Below are 18,237 nucleotides of genomic sequence, written 5' to 3' on the forward strand. Positions count from 1 at the left end.
GTACTCATATGGCCGGGTCCATGGGCGGCGACGCCTCGGCACCAACGAGGGTGACGTCCTCGGGGGCAACGCTCAACGTTACCTGTTGGCCGCGTTCGGGCAGAGCACCCGCGTGGGTGGGAATGTCGGCCTGCAGCCGCACGCCCTGAGCCGCAACGGTAATCGACATGAGCTGGCCGCGATAAACGACGTTCTCCACGCGCCCGGCGAAGCGATTGACGCCGCCACTCCCTGCCTCTACCAGCGCCAAGCGGTGCGGGCGCACGAGCAGCCGAACGCGACTGCCGTGCGCTGCTTCTCCGACGAAGCGCACGGCGCCGACACCCTCGACCTGGGCTTCGCCCCGCCCGGTGGTTTGGCCGGTGAGGAAATTACCTGCGCCGATGAACGAGGCAACGAAATCGGTCTGCGGGCGGTCGAAAATCTCCCGTGGCGAGCCGATCTGCTCTAGTTTGCCCGCCGACATCACCGCCAAGCGGTCGGCCATCGATAGCGCTTCATCCTGGTCGTGGGTGACGAAGATAGCGGTAACACCGGTGCGATTTTGAATCTCGCGGATTTCATCGCGCATCTCGTCACGCAGCTTGGCGTCGAGGTTCGAGAGCGGCTCGTCCAGCAGCAAAAGCTCGGGCTCGATCACCAGCGAACGGGCGATGGCGCAGCGCTGCTGCTGGCCGCCCGAAAGCTGGGTGATGCGCCGGTCGCCAAGGCCGGTGAGTTTGACCAGATCGAGCGCGCGTTTGACCTTTTCCACACGCTCGGCCTTGGCCACGCCTCGCATCTCCAGCCCAAAAGCGATGTTTTCGGCAACGCTCAGGTGCGGAAACAGGGCATAAGCCTGAAACACCATGCCCATGTTGCGCTTGTGCACGGGGATTTGTGAAATTTCCCGGCCGTTCAGGCGGATGGAGCCCGAACTCGGCGCTACGAGCCCGGCGATCATGCGCAGCATGGTGGTCTTGCCGCAGCCTGACGGCCCCAGTAGTGCCAGCATCTCGCCGCGAGGCAGCGAGAAGCCGACGTCGTCTACCGAGGGCGCGCTGGCGCCGGGGTAGGTCTTGACCAGATGCTCGACGATGACATGGCTGTCGGTCACGGCAGAAGCCTCTTTCAGTTGACGGCGATGACTTCGCGGTTGATGCGCTGAATCCAGCGTGCGTAGCGCTCGGCAACCCAGGGCCAATCCAGGGTCATCTGAGCCTCTTGTGCTTCGGGGCTACCGTAGATGCGCTGGGCCACCTCGGGGTCGAGCTCCACCTGGGTATTCACCGGGCCATAGAAACTCTGCTCGGCAAAGGCAGTCTGCGCTTCGGCGCCCAGGGCGTAGTCGATGAACGTCTGAGCGGCGTCGGCGTGCTGGGAGCCTTCGATTAGATTGATGGTGTTGGTCTGGCCGATGGAGCCTTCGACGGGGGCGGCGACGCCGATGATGCCGTCTTGGGTATCATGGAGATACTGCGAGCGGCCGTTCCAGCAGATGGAAAGATCCACCTCGCCGGACTGGACGACGGCGTAGCAGTCGGGGGCCGGATCCCAGGTGAGTACGTTGGGCGCGAAGGCGTTCATCGCCTCGATGCCGGGATCGATGCTCTCCTTGTAGTCGCCACCGGCAACGTGGGTCAGAATTGGCAGCAAAATGACGCCTCGGGTATCGCCCAAGCGAGCCGCGATGCGCCCTTTGTATTTGGGGTCGGCCAGGTCGTTCCAGGAGGTTGGCGGCTCGCTCACCGTCTCGGTGTTGTAGAGAATGGCGAGGTTGTCCTGAGAGAAGGCAATGGTGCGGTCACCGTTGATCCGCGCCCAGTCGGGCTGATGGGCCAGATTAGGCACGCTCGCTTCGTCCAGCGCGGCGAACAGACCGGCCTCGTTGGCGGTGATCGCCACCGAGACGTCGATCAGGGCGACGTCGATGGTGGGGTTGCGCGCCTGACGACGTAGCAGGGCCAGGGTCTCGGCCGAGTTACGCGACGGCTGGTAGTTCACCGTAATATCCGGGTGGGCCGCCTCGAAGGGCTCGATCACCAGGCGCTGGTAGTTGTCGGCGAAGACACCGGAAAAGCCGATGACGTTGATCTCTTCCTGCGCCTGGGCCGTGCCCGCGGCGGCGAGGAGTACTGCAAGGGGAAGATAGCGTGCTTTCATATCCGTTGCTCCTTCAGTCTGCTGACGGGGTCCAGGCGACGTCGAACAGACGCAGCCAGTTTTCACCTAGGATCTTGCTTACGTTCTGCTCGCCCCAGCCGCGTGCCAGCATGCGGGCGGTCATGTTGGGCATGTCGGTCATGCGGCGCACGCCCAGGGGTTTGTTGATCTTCACGCTGCCGAATTCGGTCAGGGTACGCGCCGTGCCCTTATCGCGGTTGGCCCAGAGCAGCCATTCGGAGGGGCGTGGGCGGTCGAGTGAGAAGTCGGTGCCGATACCGACGTGGTCGACGCCCACGAGGTCGATGACGTGTTCCATGGCATCGAGCACGTCTTCCACGGTGGCATCATTGCCCGCTTTGAGCCCTGGCGCAAAGAAGCTGGTGCCGATCAGCCCGCCTTTTTCGGCGCAGGCAAGAAACAGATCGTCGTTCTTGTTGCGCTTGACGTCGTGCAGCGCGCGCGGCAGCACGTGGCTGATGCACACTGGCGCCTTGGAGTGGGCGATGGTGTCGGCCGAGGTCTTGTCACCCACATGGCTCAAATCGCACAGCACGCCAAGGCGGTTCATCTCGCTGACCACTTCGCGGCCGAAGCCGGTCAGGCCACCGTCGTTCTCTTCCAGGTAGCCCGCACCGGAGTAATTCTGGGTGTTGTAGGTCAACTGCATGATGTTGACCCCGAGATCCTTGAAGATCTCGACGTAGTCGAGCTTGTCTTCCAGCGGCGAGGTGTTCTGCCAGCCGAGGATGATGCCCACACGCCCCTCCTGCTTGGCGGTGTGGATGTCGGCTACGCTGCGCACCGGGCGCAGAATGTCGGCGTTTTCGCGCAAATAGCGCTTCCACATCGAAACGTAGCCAATGCCTTCGCGGAAGTTCTCCCACAGCACGGTGGAGACGTTGATCGCGGTCAGGCCGCTTGCGTGCATCTCCTCGAAGATCGGCCGCCCCCAAAGGCAGGTTTGCAGGCCATCGACGATGATGCTGCGGTCATGCAGCGCTTGGGCATCGGCAGGTACGGCGGTGGTCATGAGATGGGCTCCTTCACGTTGGCCAGGGCGCGGGCGACGAAATCGAGGCGATCTTGGCCCCAGAACAGTTCATCGTTCACGACATAGGTGGGGGTGCCGAAAATACCGCGCCGCTCGGCTTCGGTCAGGTTAGCCTGCCAGTCGGCAACGATCTCGGGCGGTTGCGGGTCGCGCACTAGCGCCGCGCCTTGTTCGCCCAACGTTTGCATGGCGAGCGCCTTTAGCGTCGCGAGGTCGGCGATGTCGCGCTCTTCCGCCCAAAGGGCACGCTGAATGGCGAACGAGAAGTCAGCGGCATCGAAACCTGCCTTTTGCACCGCGATCACCGCCTGGGCGGCGGTCTCGATGGTACGGCAGGGGTAGTGCTTCGGCGTTAGATTTAGCGCAATGCCCAGGTGTTTGCGCCAGCGGTCGAGCTCCACGGCATGATAGCGCTGGCGGTCATCCGGCCGAGTACGCAACGGAATGCCGCCGTTGGCTTCGATGATGCGAATGGGGCGTAGAACGAGTCTGGCGCCCGCCTCACGGGCAATGCGCACAATGCGCTGGGCGCCAAAGTAGGCCCAAGGGGATGACATACCGTAGAAGGCCTGCAAAACGGGTTCAGACATGCGGCGGCTCCCCAGCGTCGGCATCGGTGAATTCATCGCCCAGCAGTTCGGGCGTGGTGTAGTCGTGAAAGCGCTGTAGGTGCAGCGCGCTCTCCTCGACGAAAAGCGAGCGGGCGATCCCTTGAGCCAGGCGCATGGCGCCTTCACCGATAGAAGGCACGCCGCTGGTGATCTTGCCGTGGCTGGGTACGGCCGGGAAGGCGAAGCAGTGTACGTGACCGACGTTATCGCCTTCGGCGCGGGGCAAAAACTCGAAAGCGGGGCCGAGGTAGGGCATCGAGGCCAGACCTGCGTGGGTCATGTCGGCGGGCGGTGTGTAGGCGTCGCGCCATCGCCGTACGCGGCCATCCAGGGCGGCGAACTCCGGGCGCTGGGCGAAATCGACCGAAAAGCCGGTGGCAAAAATGACGAAGTCGACCGCATAGCGCCCCTTGGGGGTGGTTAGCGCGACTTCACCGTTCGTTTCGCTCAGATCGAGCAGCGGGCTTGCCAGGTGAAAGCGTGCGTTGGCGTGGCGCGAGACGCGCAGCACGCTATGACGCGGCGGTGGAATCTGGGCACGCTCACCCTCGACCATGAAGGCCCACTTCAGTGCGTCGGGCAGGCCGAGATAGCCATGGGTCATGCCTTGGCTGCCGATACCGGTAAACTTGTCCACGCGGGGAATATCGGGGCGGCGCACGAAGATATCGACCGTTGCCGCGCCCGCTTCGAGCGCGGCAGCAGCATTGTCCATGGCCGAGGCACCGGCGCCCACGACCGCAACGCGGCGCCCTTTGAGCGCGGCCATGTCGATCATATCGGCGCCATGGGCACGAAAGCGCGGGGGCAAGCGGTGTGCTACGTCGGGAAGGGAGGGCGCTCCGAGACCGTCGAGCCCGGTTGCAATCACTACCCGCCGCGCCGTCAGCGTCTCGCTGCCTGCCGTAACGTGCACCACGTCACCCTCAGGAACCACCGCCGTCACCGGCGTATCGTTCACCAGCGGCAGAGCCAAAACGCGGCGATACCAGACGAGGTAGGCCATCCACTGCTGGCGCGGAATCAAGCCGAGCGCGTTCCAAGCCTCAACGCCGAACTGGGCTTCGTACCAGGCGCGAAAGGTGAGCGAGGGAATGCCCAGCGCCGTGCCTGCTGCTTCCTTGCGCGTGCGCAGCGTTTCCATTCGCGCGTAGGTTACCCAGGGCCCTTCGCGCCCGGCGGGGGCGCGGTCGAAGCCGCGGATATTCTCGATTCCCACGCGCCGTAGCGCCGCCAGCGCCGTTAGCCCCAGCACGCCACCGCCAATGACTGCCACGTCCAGCACGTTAGCGCGCTCGGGCACCCACGCCTTGGGAGGAAGATTGAGCCACGCCATCTCTTGCGAGACGCGTGCTTCGAGTTGGTCGAGCCCAGACACAGACATGATCGGTCGCCATGATGCTATTTGCCAATAGTAAATCGAGTATCATGCATAAAAGGCAATTATATCAAACTGACTTTTCGTTCTATTGGCGAGGGTCAACCACCCTCCACACCCGCTTTCCCGCCGCCAGTACGTACAAAAACTCAAGCCCCAAGGTCGCGGCGGCGAGTGACGTGATATCGCCGTGATCATAAGCGGGGTTCACTTCCACCACGTCCATGCCGACAAGTTCCATGCCGACCATGCCGCGTAGCACCTTTAGCATCAGGTCGGTGCTCATGCCGCCGCACACCGGCGTGCCGGTGCCGGGGGCGAAGGCGGGGTCGAGGCCGTCGATATCGAGGCTGATATAGGCGGGGTGATGGCCCACGCGCGCGCGGATACGCTCCAGTACCGCTTTCGGGCCGTGGTCGTTGACCCAGTCGGCGTCGAGCACCTCATAAGGATGGTTCTGGCGGTCGTAGCTCGTGCGAATGCCGATCTGCAGCGAATGCTCGGGCACCACCAGGCCCTCTTTCAGGGCGTGGTGGAAGATGGTGCCGTGGTCGAAGCGGGTGCCCTGCTCATAGGTATCGGTGTGGGCGTCGAAATGAATCAACGCCAGCGGGCCGTGTTCGCGGGCATGTGCCCGCAAAAGCGGCAGGCTAATGTAATGGTCGCCGCCGAGTGTGAGCATCTTCTTGCCCGCGGCGAGCCAGCGCTCGGCATGACCTTCCAGGTTGTCGACCAGGCTTTCGGGTTCGCCGTAGGCGTAGTCCAGGTTGCCTGCGTCGCATACGTTCAGCCGCTCTTCCAGGGCGAAGTCCCAAGGCCAGCGCTTGCCTTCCCAGATCAAGTTGGCCGTGGCTTGGCGAATAGCGTTGGGGCCCATGCGCGTGCCTGCTCTGCCAGAACAGGCCAGATCAAACGGTACGCCGCTGACCACGACCTCGGCATCGCTTGCCTTGGGGTCGCTCTCGCGGGGAACGTTCATGAAAGCGGAAATCACGTCGCCAAAAAGGCTGGGCATGGTCTGCGACTGGCTCACCGTCAAGATCTCCTGAAAGGGTGTCGGTCGAAAGGAGGCAGACGATAAGGAATTCTTGGGCATAAATTAAATGAATGTTTAGAATCTGATCATTCGTCTTGTGAATGGTGTTTTATGCGCTCGCTACGCCAGTTCGATCTCAACCTGCTTGTGGTCTTCGTCACCCTGATGCGCGAGCGCCACGTAACCCGCGCCGCCGAAGCCTTGCACCTGAGCCAACCGGCGCTGAGCCACGCACTAAAGCGCCTGCGTGAGCTATTGAACGACCCGCTTCTCGTGCGCACCGAGGCGGGCATGCAGCCTACTCCCCGGGCGCTGTACCTGCTGCCCAGCGTGCAGCAGGCACTCAAATTGCTGGAAGAGGGACTCGCACCGCCGGAGCGCTTCGAGCCTGCGAAGAGCCGTCGACGCTTCGTGCTGGCGACCACCGACTACTTCGAGGAGGTGATGTATCCCACTTTTCTCAGCCAACTGTTGGCCTATGCGCCTGAGATCGGTTTTTCCGTCGAGCTGATCACGCCGGATGTACTGAGCGAAGGGCTAGAGCAGCGCCACGTGGACATGGTGGTCGGGCTCGACAGCCAAGCCGTACTGCCCGTTGGGGTATCGCAGCGGCCGTGGATGCGTGAGGAGCTGGTGTGTCTTGCCGCACGCGATAATACCCGCGTGGGTGAAGCCTTAACGCTCGAGCAGTTTGCCGCCCAGCGCCACGTCGAGCTGGCCGACATCAGCGGGCTGCGGCCAAGCAATATCGATAATTGCCTCACCCAGCATGCCCTCACCCGACGCGTGATCTCGAAGAATCTCAACTACATCGCCGCAGCCCGCGTCGTCGCCCTGACCGATGCGATCATGACCCTACCGCGACAAATGGCCGAACGCTTCTTGCCCATACTGCCGGTGCGCCTGGTTGCGCCGCCGGAGGAGCTGCCCTCGCTGACCATGACGCTGATCCAGCACGAACTTTACGCCCATGAGCCCCCCATCGTCTGGCTCGAACAGCAGCTACGCGCCTTTGCCAACGGCTTTCTCAATAACGGCTTAGCCAATAAAGAGTAAGGGGCGTTGGCCTCGATCTTGCTTTGATATGCATGCCACTACGAGCCATCTCGTATACAGTTCTGTAAGGCACTCAGGTTTTACATAACAACGTCAGGAGTTAGCGTATGTCGCTCAATGTTCTCGTCATCGGTGCAGGTATGGGCGGGCTCTCCGCGGCGCTGGCCTTTCAGCGCTTGGGTCACACGGTTACCGTGATGGAGCGCGTCGTCGAAATGCGCCCGGTGGGGGCGGCAATCTCGCTCTGGCCCAACGGCGTCAAGGTGATGCATGCGTTGGGACTTGGCGCGCGCATCGAAGCGCTCAGCGGTGACATGCGGCGCATGCGCTATCTCAGCCATGATGGGGCGCTACTCAGCGACTTCTCGCTGCTGCCGCTGTACGAATCGGTGAGCCAGCGGGCCTGCCCCATCGCCCGCGCGGCCCTTCAGCAAACGCTGTTCGATGCGGTGGGCTTTGAACATATCCATCTAGGGCAGGAGTGCGTCGATTACGTAAGCGATGACGAGGGCGTGACGGCCTTCTTCGCGGGTGGCCAGCAGGTGCGCGCCGACCTGCTCGTGGTGGCCGACGGCACCCACTCGCGGCTGCGCGACAAGATCGTCGGCCAGCACGTGCAGCGCCAATACGTGGGCTACGTCAATTGGAACGTGCGCGTACCCGCCGATGCTGCGCTGGCACCGCTCGATAGCTGGGATCAGTACGTGGGCGAGGGTAAGCGCGTATCGCTAATGCCCATGGGTACCGGCGGCAACGAGGCGGGCGAACAGGAACTCTACTGCTTCTTCGACGTGCCGCTGGCCGCAGGTACGCCCAACGACCCCGCCCGCTATCGTGAGGAGTTGAGCGAGCACTTCGCCGGATGGGGCGATAACGTCCAGGCGCTGATCGCGCGTATCGACCCTGCCCGTATGGCACGCGTCGAGATCCACGACATCACGCCGCTCCCGACCCTCATCGACACCCGCGTAGCGCTTCTCGGCGATGCCGCCCATGGCATGGCGCCAGACCTTGGCCAAGGCGGCTGCCAAGCGATGGAGGATGCCTGGGTGCTGGCCGAGGCAGTGAAAACATCGCTCGTGGAGAGCAGTAATACCGCCCAGGCGCTGCAACATGCCCTAGCGCGCTTTGACGCCGCCCGCGTAGAGCGCGTCGGCGAGATCGTCACCCGCGCCCGCAAGCGCGCAGCAATGATCCACGGCCATGACCTTGCCGACACCCAGGCGTGGTACGCCGAGCTCGCCCAAGAAGACGGCGTGGGCGTTCGCGAAGGCATCAAGAAAACCGTGGTGGGCGGCCCCCTCGGTTGAGCGATATGAATGCAAACATGGGTTTATAGCCATGTCGGCTATAAACCCATAAGTATTGGCTATCTTTTAATAGTCTGATAATTTTAACCATTAGGTCTTTCTAGTGCTTGCGCGGGTGAAAGTTGCGATGTGCTCGGTACGGCAACACTAATTGAAATAAATACGATAGCGTTGATGAGTAGACCGCAGAAGCCTGCGTGCCAACCAAAGGGCGCACTAATTCCAAATTCGAGTAGAAGGGTAATAGCTGCACCTACCACCAAACCAGCAAGCGCTCCTACTTTTGAAGCATGCCGCCAGAACAGAGCTCCAAGTAACATGGGGAGTAGTTGGACGACAATACCGTATGCACCTAGCAATAAACCTACCAAGGATCCTGGATTCGCAAGAGCCAGAAAATAAGCCAAGAGAGAAACTATTACGACACCATACTGGGTAAGTTTTAGAGCCTTTTTATCTGGCAAGTTTTTAAGCGAAGGTAGATGTTGGCCTACGTCTCGAATCAGAATGGTTGCTGCCGTGTGCGCTAAGTTAGCAGCGGTAGACATGGCTGCTGCCAGTGCGCCAGAGAGCGCAAGACCTACTAACCAAGGTGGAAAGTCAGCTATTTCTACCACAATGGTCAAAAGTACCTGGTCAGCCGAATCAAGTGGGGAGTCCGCTAGTAGTACTACTCCAGCAAACCCAATAATCAAAAGCGGTACGAGAAGATAACTGTATAGCGGATAGAGAACGAAAACACGCTTCAATGTGCGCTCACTTTTAGCGCTATAGAATTTCATAAAGATATGTGGCCACATTACGCAGCCCAATGCACTAACTAGAATAGCCGTCGAAAAAGCTCCCCAGCCCATTCCATTAGCACCTGGCATCGTCAAATATTCCGGTGCTTCACGCTGAAGCTCGCGGAACATTTCACTCACGCCTCCAAAGAGCTGATCTGCCGTGGCTAGCCCTAGAAACCAAGCAACGGCAACCATCATGATACCTTGCAAAAGGTTGGTCCAGCCAATGCCTTGAAGGCCACTAGCGTATACATAGGCTGTAACGACGGCGCATGCTAATAGGCTGCCAAGCCAGAAAGGAATGGTGCCAGAAGTGGCAGCCTCGAATAAAAGCCCAGCTCCAGCAATTTGAATAGTCATGTAAGGGATAATGGCCAGAACGCTTATAACCCCGATAAATAGGCCTAAGAAATTTTTCTTTGTAGGATAGCAGGCAGATAAGAACTCAGCTTGGGTCAAATATCCATGCAGGCGACCCAAGCGAGAGATATAAGGCGCAATTAACCACCACACAATAACGGAGAGGGTTAGGTAAGCAATAATATAAAGTGCAGGTGCACCTCTGCTGTAGGCCCATCCTGGTGCGCCTAGGAATGCGAAAGCAGAAAATACTTCAGCTCCCAAGATGAAAAAAAGCACCAGTAAGCCCATGTGGCGCCCACCTGCAACGTAGCTCTCAAGTGATGAGCTTTGATGTTGGCGGGCGCGTAAGCCTACGATAAGCACTATAACGAGGTACGCAATAGTGATGGATGTAATGATCAGCGGGTCACTCATCGCGGGCCTCCTTGTTATCTTTTTGATAAGCAATTAGTAGGCCTAGAAATAATGCAAATACCCACGCTACATACCAAAATACGAAGAAAGGAAGACCGAGAACAAATGGTTCAATACGGTTGGCAATTAAGGCGCCTGGCCATATCATGGCCAATGCGCAAATCGTAAAGTACGCTAGTATCCATTTTGATGGAGTTTTAGGAGTTGGATTCATTTAGATGCCTCTTTTTTGGTGTTGGTAGCAATTTTCAGTAGTTTATTCTTTCGATGACAGTGCGCTTAGCCCAATAGCGGTAAGTAATCTGCAGCCTGTTGGGATAATGTCATCATTAAAGTCATATCTTGCGTTATGCAGAGGGTAGTCATCCCCGTCCTTTGATGTGCCTAAAAATAAATATGCACCAGGGCAGTGCTGTAACATAAAAGCAAAGTCTTCGCCGCCCAGGCTGGGCTCGGTATTCCGTATAAGAGATGACTCTCCTAATGTTTCAATAACGCACTGCTCTACGTGAAGCGTTTCTGCATCGGTATTAATAGTGGCAGGAAAAATTCTTTGGTAATTCAGCTCTACATCGCAGTTATAGCTGATGGCTATGCCTCTACATATGCGTTTTGCAGCATCTTCAAGCGACCCTCTCGTTTTCTCATCTAGGCTACGCGCCGTCCCACTGATGCGGACTTCATCAGGAATGACGGCGAAGCCGTCTAAAGATCCTCCCTGTAAGCCACACAGGCTCAATGCTGCTGGCGAGAGCGGATTGATTTCACGCGATACTACAGAGTGTAAGCTTTGAATTAGCGCAGCCGCTGTACGTACCGGGTCGATTGATAGATGGGGGTTAACGCCCCCATGTCCGCCTTTACCGCGCACAATGATATCGAGACGATCTGTCGCTGCCATGATTGCGCCTGAGCGAATGGCAACCTGTCCCGCCGGAAGTGTCGGCCAATTATGGAGCGCATAGATGGCTTGCATAGGAAAGCGTTTAAATAAGCCATCTTCCACCATCTCTTGACCGCCTCCAAGACCCTCTTCGGCGGGCTGAAAAACGAGAAAAATAGTACCTGCAAAATCACGATGTTCGGCGAGATAGCGGGCCACGCCTAGGAGCATGGTGGTATGACCATCGTGACCACATGCATGCATGCGCCCAGGAATCAGTGATACGTACTCACTCTGATTGAGTTCATTAATAGGTAGGGCATCCATATCGGCACGTAAGCCAATACGTCGACCGTTATCTGGCAAGCAGCCCACGACCGTCGCTACGATTCCGGTCTGCCCAATCCCCGTTTCGAAAGGAAGGTTTAAGCGCTTCAGCTCAGCGGCCACTCGCTTGGCTGTTTCGTGTTCTTGGAAGCCAAGTTCTGGGTGACGGTGAAACTCGCGTCTCAGTTGAATGAGCTCCGCATGATGCCGCTGAAAAAAGTCAGTATCAATGAAGTGGGTCATGGTCATATCGCATTGTTGTGGATGACCTGATTATCTTGAAGGGTTGTCTAATATATAGAAAATCGTTTTTTTATTGCTTTTCTATGCCTAAATAATATGGAATGGCGTTAAGAGAAAAGTTAAAAAAGAAGGGTGGTATGGACTTTAAGCGATTGAAATATTTCCAAATGGTGGCTGAAGAGGGATCTATCACTTCAGCTGCAAAACGACTTCCCTTGGCTCAACCGGCCTTAACACGACAGCTACAGCTACTTGAAGAGGAGGTCGGGGCAACGCTTTTGACGCGTTCGCGCAATGGCATTCGACTGACGGTGGCAGGGCACTCTTTCTATCGAGAAACACGGAAGTTATTGATAAATTTTGAAGAGGTTAAGCGTAATACGCGTCGAATCGCGGATGGTCAGTTAGGGCAGCTTCATCTTGGCGTAACTGTCATGCATCTGTGGGTTCCGCAGATAACAGGGCTTTTGAACTGCTTTAGAGAGCGCTACCCAGAGGTTTCTTTGAAAGTTGATTCAATGTTGTCTGGCCCTCAGGTGGAGGCAATACGACAACAAAACCTTGATGCTGGTATTCTCTTTTTTCCACCTGACGATGACGTCTTATGCAGCCACTGCCTCTACGAAGATCATTTAGTTCTCGTAGCGAGTGAGAACTCTCATCTAGCAAAAAAACCGCCACGAAAGCTTAGCGAACTGAGCCACGAGGAATTCATATGGTTTGATCGCAGTGCAACGCCGACCTATCACGATAAATTGATCCATGCTTTCCAACGCGCTGAGTTTACTCCCCATGTGGTTCAGGAAGGGGCGGATAATGCGACGATGCTTTGTTTAGTAGCGGCAGGTATGGGGTGCACTATTTTACCTGCAATGACGATGACTGGAGCGCCAAGAGGCGTAGTAAGTCACCGTATAAGTGATCTTGATATGACGCTACCTCTGATGCTGGTTTGGCGGCGTGACTCAGGTTTGTCAGCTGTCCATAAGCTCATTGAGATTGCGGAGAGCCGCTCATTGGCATGCGATAATAACTCTTCCATTAGGTAAAATTAGCCAATACTGATAACCGTTGGGCAGTTACAAAAGCTGAAGAGATGCCCCCTCAACTGAGGAGGCGGCAAGCTAATCAAGGCAGCTTAATGGGGGCGGCTTACAGCACGAAGCGGACGGCGATATAGCCCAGCGACAACAGCGTCAACGTCGCAATCGCCAGCCAGCTCCATGCGTTGATCAGTTTGGAGGGGCGAAGGGCTGGGGGGACGGTGGGGCCGTTGGCGGTGAAGTGATTCAGCGCGGCGAGAATTGGGCTGATTAGAAACGCCACCACCATGACGAAGTCCATGAAAAGACGAAAGTTGCCCATCAAGGTGTAGAGAATTACCACCGCCAGTAGCGACAGGCCAATCAGTGAGACCAAAAACGCTGGACTGCCCTCTAGGTTGCGCGATGTTTCTGTCTCATCGGCGGGGCGGATGAAGGTGTACCAGGAGGCGCTGATCATGCGCGGGAAGCCGTCCAGTACGGTGAGCAGCGTGGTCAGCATCACGGTGAAGGCGGAGATGCCCACCACCACGCCGCTCCACTCGCCCAGGGTCGAGGTGTAAAGACTAATCACTTGGCTGGCAAAGCCCACGGCGCCGTCGGCAGGGGTGATGCCTTGGCTATGCATGACGCCTGCGCCCATGATCACGAAGCACGCCGCCAGCACCGCTGCGCCAATGTAGCCGATGTTGAAGTCGATCTTTTCGGCGGTGGTATCACTGCGCCTACCCTGAGTCTTGTTACGTGCCTCGGACCATAGCGAGTTCATGATCGCCAGCGTAATGTCCGAGGGCATTAGGCCAAGCACTGCCACTAGCGTCACGAAGGTGGTGACGCTTAGAAGCGGCGACACCGCCGTTGCCGGATAGAACGACCAGTCCACCAGTGGAACCGCCGCAATGGTGGCAAAGAGCGTGGTCACACTCAAGATCACCACGAAGACCTTGTTGACCCAGTCCAGCAGCTTGTAGCCGCCAGCGAAGGTGAGTACGCCGCACAGCGCGATCAAAATCACCGCGACCGTAGGTGGGCTCAACGTGAGCGAGACGAGGCTACCCGCCAGGCCCGCCGTGGTGATCGCAATCGCTGCGATGATGATCGCCGTGACCGGGATCTGTACCAGCGCGAATAGCGCCACCACGGAGCGGCCAAAGGTCTGCCGATAGCCCTCGACCAGCGACTTGCCGGTCACGCTGACGTAAAAAGGGCCAAAGAAAAACGATGGATACTTCAGCAGCACCGCCAGCAGGATGAAGCCCAAAAGCCCCGTGCCATACTCCGCCCCGGCGCGAGTGGACTGCACCACGTGGGAGGTGCCGATCGCCGCGCCCGCAAACAGAAAGCCGGGGCCGAGCGCGGCTAGGTATTTCTTTGCATGCGACGTACGTGATGCTGCTGCGGATGCCGCTTCACCGCTGAGCGAGGCGGAGTCTTGTGAGGGCATGAGCTGCTCCTTGTGAGCCAAATGACCGGGGGCTGAGTTGTTGTTCTACCCCCGCTGCGCAAGGCCGCTATGGTAGCCCAGCTTGCGTGCGCTTTCATGCCGTCTACGGCTAAAGAATCCATCTGATATGCATTAATCGTTGATGTCTGTATCTGTACTGATTACAGGCAAAGCGGCATAGTCTGAGTCACCATCGGAGTCCAACCGAGTACGTCCTACCATGCTGAGTGCTTTCATCTACGTCATGATCTTCGTCGGCGTGACCGTCACGCTCTACCAGCTCTACGAAGTCAACTACGCGATCAACTTCGGCAACAAGAAAAAACTCTCGCCCGAAGATGCCGCACACTACGACCGTCTTGCTGCGGAAGCAGCACGCTCGGACGATGGTGAGGGGAGTGGCTTTGCGCAGGCAGTGAGGGAGATTTTCGGTGCTGATATGAACCCACGTTTAGTGCGCAGCGCCCTTGCCGAAAACGAAGGCGATACCGCCCGGGCGCTGCTGCGGCGTAAACATCGCATAACGCTCGACCAGGGCGTGTGCGTGCGCCATCTGCCCTTTTGGTCATCGCGCCCGCCGCGTTGGGATGTGCGCGGACTATTGATCGCACTGGTGATCATCAACAGCTTGTTCGGCCAGTTCCTCGGCGGTATGAGCATCTACACGCTGCTCTATCCCATCACCATGAGCGGTTTTACCTGGCTCAACGACCCGCTGGCGCTGATGATCGCGATCTTTGCTTTGGTGCCGCTGACCTACGCCATCGCCCGGCTCGATCTCTACCTCAACGATCTCTACCGCATCGGCCGTTTGACGCGCGACGTGGCGCTTGGTTGTGGGCCACTGACGGCGTCAGCCGTGTCAGTAGGTCGCGAGTAGCTTGCCTAAGATGGCCATGGCCTCTTCGCTGCGCGGTGTCCAGGGGTCGCCGTAGCTTAGGCGCGCGCAGTGGCGATACGCTTGTGTCGCCGAAAAGATGGGGCCCGGTGCAATGCTGATGCCCGCATCGAGCGCGCGATGGAACAGATCCAGCGCATCGACCCGGCGGGGAAACTCGAACCAGAGAAAATAGCCGCCTGTAGGTCGCGTCACGCGGGTTTCGCGGGGGAAGTAGCGCGTCGCTGCCGCGAGCATCTGGCGCTGCTGGCTCTCCAGAGCGTGGCGCAGTTTACGCAGGTGCCGGTCGAAGCCGCCTTGGTGCAGATAGTCGGCAATGGCGACCTGAGCAGGCACCGAGGGCGAGATGGTGGTCATCAGCTTTAGCCGTGAGATGGCCTCGGCGTAGCGTCCGCCTGCTGCCCAGCCGATGCGGTAGCCCGGCGCCAGGCTCTTGGAGAAAGAGCCGCAGTGAATCACCAATCCCACGTCGTCGTAATGCTTTACCGGACGTGCCGGACGGCTGCCGAAATAGAGCTCGGCGTAGGCGTCGTCTTCGATCAGTGGCACGTCGTGGGCCTTGAGGAGTGTATAGAGCTGCTGCTTGCGGGCATCGCTCAAACTCGCCCCCAGCGGATTCTGTAAATGGCTCATCAGCCAGCACGCGCGAATGGGCAGACGCGCCAAGCGCTCGGCGAGAATCTCGACGTCGATCCCCTCTCTCGGGTGCACCGGAATCTCGACGGCCTTGAGCTGCAAGCGCTCCAACACCTGCAGGCAGGCGTAGAAGGCCGGTGATTCGATGGCGACCAGATCCCCCGGCGAGGTCACGCACTGTAGCCCCAAGTTGAGCGCCTCCATCGCCCCGTTGGTGATGACTAACTCTTCGACGGGCAGCGGCGTGCCGCCCATGCGGTAGCGCAGGGCGATCTGGCGACGAAGGTCCCCATCGCCCGTGGCCATGTCGGCGATGATGCCCGCTGGCGTGATCTCGCGAAGCCCTTTGGCCATGCTGCGCGCAAGCCGCGCCAGCGGAAAGAGCGCGGGGCTGGGAAAGGCCGACCCGAAAGGCACCGTTTGACGGTTCTGCAGCGAACTCAGCACCGAGAACGCCAACTCACTCACGGCAATGTCGGCCGTCTCTTGCTGACCGGGGGTGGCCTCGGGCTCGGTGAGCAGGCGCGGAGCCTGTTCGCGTACGAAGTAGCCAGAGCGCGGACGGGCGGTGATCAGACCGCGATCTTCGAGCTGGTAGTAGGCCTTGAATACCGTCGAGGGGCTGACGCCATAGTGACGGCTGGCTTCGCGCACCGAGGGCACGCGCTCACCGGGGGCTAGGACGCCTTTGCGAATCAGCTCGGAAATTTCGTCGGCAAACCGTTCGTAGCGCTTCATATCGATATCGTTGCGTAGGCTGAATCGACAGCAAAGCATACGCCCTATGCCGTCACAAGGCGTGAAAGTCTCTTTCTAAATGACCTTCTGACAGTAAAATTACGTTTTGTAATCAATTAGTAATCAATTATCTGTGCGCTGCAGCAAAGTTTTGGTAGCCTTTCATACGGGAGCCTGTAGGCGCCATGCCTGCGGCGACACTCCCCGGACACAAACATCCAAATCGATAATAAGGCTCGGATTTCGTACGTCCCAACGCTTGGGCGTGGAAACGAAACGAGTCAGCGAATGGAGAGCACGCGTGAGAATAGGCGCACCGAAAGAGATAGCCAAGGGGGAAGCAAGGGTCGCTCTTACCCCCGAGAGCGCAGCGCAGATCCAGAAACTGGGTCATGAATGTTTGATCGAAACGGGCGCAGGCCTCGCTGCGGGTTTCGACGACGCCGCCTACCTCGATGCGGGTGTCAGCGTCGTCGAAAGCGCCGAGGCGCTGTGGTGCGAGGCCGAGGTAGTGATCAAGGTTCGCGAACCCACCGATGCCGAAGCCGAGCGGCTGCGCGAAGGCCAAACGCTGATCAGCTTCTTCTGGCCTGCCCAGAACGAAGCGCTGCTGGAGAAGTGCCGCGCCCAAGGCGCCACGGTAATGGCGATGGACATGGTGCCGCGTATCTCGCGCGCCCAGAAGATGGACGCGCTCTCGTCCATGGCCAACATCGCCGGTTACCGCGCGGTGATCGAGGCGGGTAACAACTTCGGCCGCTTCTTCACCGGCCAAGTGACCGCTGCCGGTAAGGTGCCGCCCGCCAAGGTGCTGGTCATTGGCGCTGGTGTGGCCGGTCTTGCTGCCATCGGCACGGCGACGAGTCTCGGTGCCGTCGTGCGCGCGTTTGACGTACGCCCGGAAGTCTCCGAGCAGATCGAGTCCATGGGTGCAGAGTTTCTGTTCCTCGACTTCGAAGATACCCAAGACGGCGCCGAAAGCGGTGGCTACGCCTCTCCCTCGAGCCCGGAGTTCCGCGAGAAGCAGCTCGAGTGCTTCCGCGCCCAGGCCCCGGATGTCGATATTGTCATTACCACCGCGCTGATCCCCGGCCGCCCAGCGCCGAAGCTGTGGCTCGAGGACATGGTGGCGCTGATGAAGCCCGGCTCCGTGGTGGTCGATCTCGCTGCCGAAAAAGGTGGCAACTGCGATCTGACCAAGCCCGACGAGCGTGTGGTGTCCGATAATGGCGTCGTGGTGGTCGGCTATACCGACTTCCCCTCGCGCATGGCCACCCAGGCATCGCTTCTGTATGCCACCAACATTCGCCACATGCTGACCGATCTGACGCCAGAGAAAGATGGCGTGATCGCCCATGACATGGAGGATGATGTCATTCGTGGCGCGACGGTGATCCATCAAGGCGACATCACCTTCCCACCGCCGCCGCCCAAGGTGAAAGCGATCGCAGCCGCCAAACCCAAAAAGAAGGAAAAAGAGCCGACACCGGAAGAGAAGAAGGCCGCCGAGCTTGCCACCTTCAAAGCTCAGACCAAACGTCAGGTGAGCATGTTGGCCATTGGCGGTGCGCTCATGCTGCTGCTAGGGCAAGTGGCACCGGCCTCGTTCATGCAGCACTTCATCGTCTTCGTGCTGGCCTGTTTCATCGGCTTCCAGGTGATCTGGAAGGTGAGTCACTCGCTGCACACGCCGCTGATGGCGGTTACCAACGCGATCTCGGGCATCATCATTCTGGGCGCGATTTTGCAGATCGGTTCCGGCAGCGCCATCGTTACGCTCTTGGCCGCTGTTTCGGTACTGATCGCCACCATCAACATCGTGGGGGGCTTCCTGGTCACGCGCCGGATGCTCGCCATGTTCCAGAAATCCTAAGCG

Annotated in this window: 16 protein-coding genes; 5 read left to right on the forward strand and 11 right to left on the reverse strand. The window is 58.9% G+C overall.

Annotation, left to right across the window (positions count from 1 at the left end; genetic code table 11):
- Window positions 1–4 precede the first annotated feature (4 nt).
- The 6 genes from LLY24_RS01960 to speB form a co-directional block, all read right to left on the reverse strand.
- Complete coding sequence (locus tag LLY24_RS01960; protein ID WP_259034580.1) at window positions 5–1,096, reverse strand: ABC transporter ATP-binding protein; 1,092 nt, start codon at window positions 1,094–1,096, stop codon at window positions 5–7.
- A 14-nt stretch (window positions 1,097–1,110) separates the two neighbouring features.
- The gene (locus tag LLY24_RS01965; RefSeq protein WP_259034581.1) at window positions 1,111–2,142 is read right to left on the reverse strand and encodes an ABC transporter substrate-binding protein; all 1,032 of its coding nucleotides are present in this window, start codon (window positions 2,140–2,142) and stop codon (window positions 1,111–1,113) included.
- A 13-nt stretch (window positions 2,143–2,155) separates the two neighbouring features.
- Window positions 2,156–3,175, reverse strand: a complete 1,020-nt coding sequence (locus tag LLY24_RS01970; protein ID WP_259034582.1) for a dipeptidase — start codon at window positions 3,173–3,175, stop codon at window positions 2,156–2,158.
- Window positions 3,172–3,786: a 2-hydroxychromene-2-carboxylate isomerase gene (locus LLY24_RS01975; RefSeq protein ID WP_259034583.1), complete on the reverse strand. Its 615-nt coding sequence runs from the start codon at window positions 3,784–3,786 to the stop codon at window positions 3,172–3,174. Before LLY24_RS01975 ends, LLY24_RS01970 begins: the two co-directional genes overlap by 4 nt.
- Complete coding sequence (locus LLY24_RS01980; RefSeq protein ID WP_259034584.1) at window positions 3,779–5,191, reverse strand: NAD(P)-binding domain-containing protein; 1,413 nt, start codon at window positions 5,189–5,191, stop codon at window positions 3,779–3,781. The genes LLY24_RS01975 and LLY24_RS01980 overlap by 8 nt, the downstream gene beginning before the upstream one ends.
- Before the next feature lie 82 nt (window positions 5,192–5,273).
- Window positions 5,274–6,200, reverse strand: a complete 927-nt coding sequence (gene speB, locus LLY24_RS01985; RefSeq protein WP_259034892.1) for an agmatinase — start codon at window positions 6,198–6,200, stop codon at window positions 5,274–5,276.
- A 132-nt stretch (window positions 6,201–6,332) separates the two neighbouring features.
- Here speB and LLY24_RS01990 point away from each other — a divergent pair, with 132 nt between their 5' ends.
- Together LLY24_RS01990 and hpxO are read left to right on the forward strand one after the other, a co-directional pair.
- Window positions 6,333–7,277 (forward strand): LysR family transcriptional regulator, encoded by a 945-nt coding sequence (locus tag LLY24_RS01990; protein ID WP_259034585.1) that lies wholly within the window; start codon window positions 6,333–6,335, stop codon window positions 7,275–7,277.
- A gap of 107 nt (window positions 7,278–7,384) precedes the next feature.
- Window positions 7,385–8,587 (forward strand): FAD-dependent urate hydroxylase HpxO, encoded by a 1,203-nt coding sequence (gene hpxO / locus LLY24_RS01995; protein WP_259034586.1) that lies wholly within the window; start codon window positions 7,385–7,387, stop codon window positions 8,585–8,587.
- A gap of 83 nt (window positions 8,588–8,670) precedes the next feature.
- Here the strand turns inward: hpxO and LLY24_RS02000 are convergent, their stop codons facing one another.
- From LLY24_RS02000 to LLY24_RS02010, 3 genes are read right to left on the reverse strand one after another with little or no spacing between them, the layout of a single operon-like run.
- Window positions 8,671–10,149 carry a sodium:solute symporter family protein gene (locus LLY24_RS02000; RefSeq protein WP_259034587.1) on the reverse strand — a complete coding sequence of 493 codons (1,479 nt, stop codon included), beginning with the start codon at window positions 10,147–10,149 and terminating at the stop codon, window positions 8,671–8,673.
- Window positions 10,142–10,363: a DUF3311 domain-containing protein gene (locus LLY24_RS02005; protein WP_259034588.1), complete on the reverse strand. Its 222-nt coding sequence runs from the start codon at window positions 10,361–10,363 to the stop codon at window positions 10,142–10,144. Before LLY24_RS02005 ends, LLY24_RS02000 begins: the two co-directional genes overlap by 8 nt.
- A gap of 42 nt (window positions 10,364–10,405) precedes the next feature.
- Entirely contained in the window at window positions 10,406–11,602 is a 1,197-nt protein-coding gene (locus tag LLY24_RS02010; RefSeq protein ID WP_259034589.1) for a M20 aminoacylase family protein, read from the reverse strand.
- 137 nt (window positions 11,603–11,739) lie between these two features.
- Between LLY24_RS02010 and LLY24_RS02015 the strand changes: the two genes are divergently transcribed.
- Window positions 11,740–12,651, forward strand: a complete 912-nt coding sequence (locus tag LLY24_RS02015; RefSeq protein WP_259034590.1) for a LysR family transcriptional regulator — start codon at window positions 11,740–11,742, stop codon at window positions 12,649–12,651.
- Window positions 12,652–12,754: 103 nt separating this feature from the next.
- On the opposite strand, the gene LLY24_RS02020 is transcribed toward LLY24_RS02015, so the two are convergent.
- Window positions 12,755–14,089, reverse strand: a complete 1,335-nt coding sequence (locus LLY24_RS02020; RefSeq protein WP_259034591.1) for an NRAMP family divalent metal transporter — start codon at window positions 14,087–14,089, stop codon at window positions 12,755–12,757.
- 220 nt (window positions 14,090–14,309) lie between these two features.
- On the opposite strand from LLY24_RS02020, the gene LLY24_RS02025 reads away from it, so the two are divergent.
- Window positions 14,310–14,969 (forward strand): hypothetical protein, encoded by a 660-nt coding sequence (locus tag LLY24_RS02025; protein WP_259034592.1) that lies wholly within the window; start codon window positions 14,310–14,312, stop codon window positions 14,967–14,969.
- Here the strand turns inward: LLY24_RS02025 and LLY24_RS02030 are convergent.
- Window positions 14,952–16,361, reverse strand: coding sequence for an aminotransferase-like domain-containing protein (locus LLY24_RS02030; protein WP_259034593.1), 1,410 nt, complete (start codon window positions 16,359–16,361; stop codon window positions 14,952–14,954). The two genes, LLY24_RS02025 and LLY24_RS02030, sit on opposite strands and share 18 nt — an antisense overlap.
- A gap of 301 nt (window positions 16,362–16,662) precedes the next feature.
- Between LLY24_RS02030 and LLY24_RS02035 the strand changes: the two genes are divergently transcribed.
- Entirely contained in the window at window positions 16,663–18,234 is a 1,572-nt protein-coding gene (locus LLY24_RS02035; RefSeq protein WP_259034594.1) for a Re/Si-specific NAD(P)(+) transhydrogenase subunit alpha, read from the forward strand.
- Window positions 18,235–18,237: the final 3 nt, after the last annotated feature.

This window comes from Halomonas dongshanensis (assembly GCF_024790395.1).
Lineage (GTDB): Bacteria > Pseudomonadota > Gammaproteobacteria > Pseudomonadales > Halomonadaceae > Vreelandella > Vreelandella dongshanensis.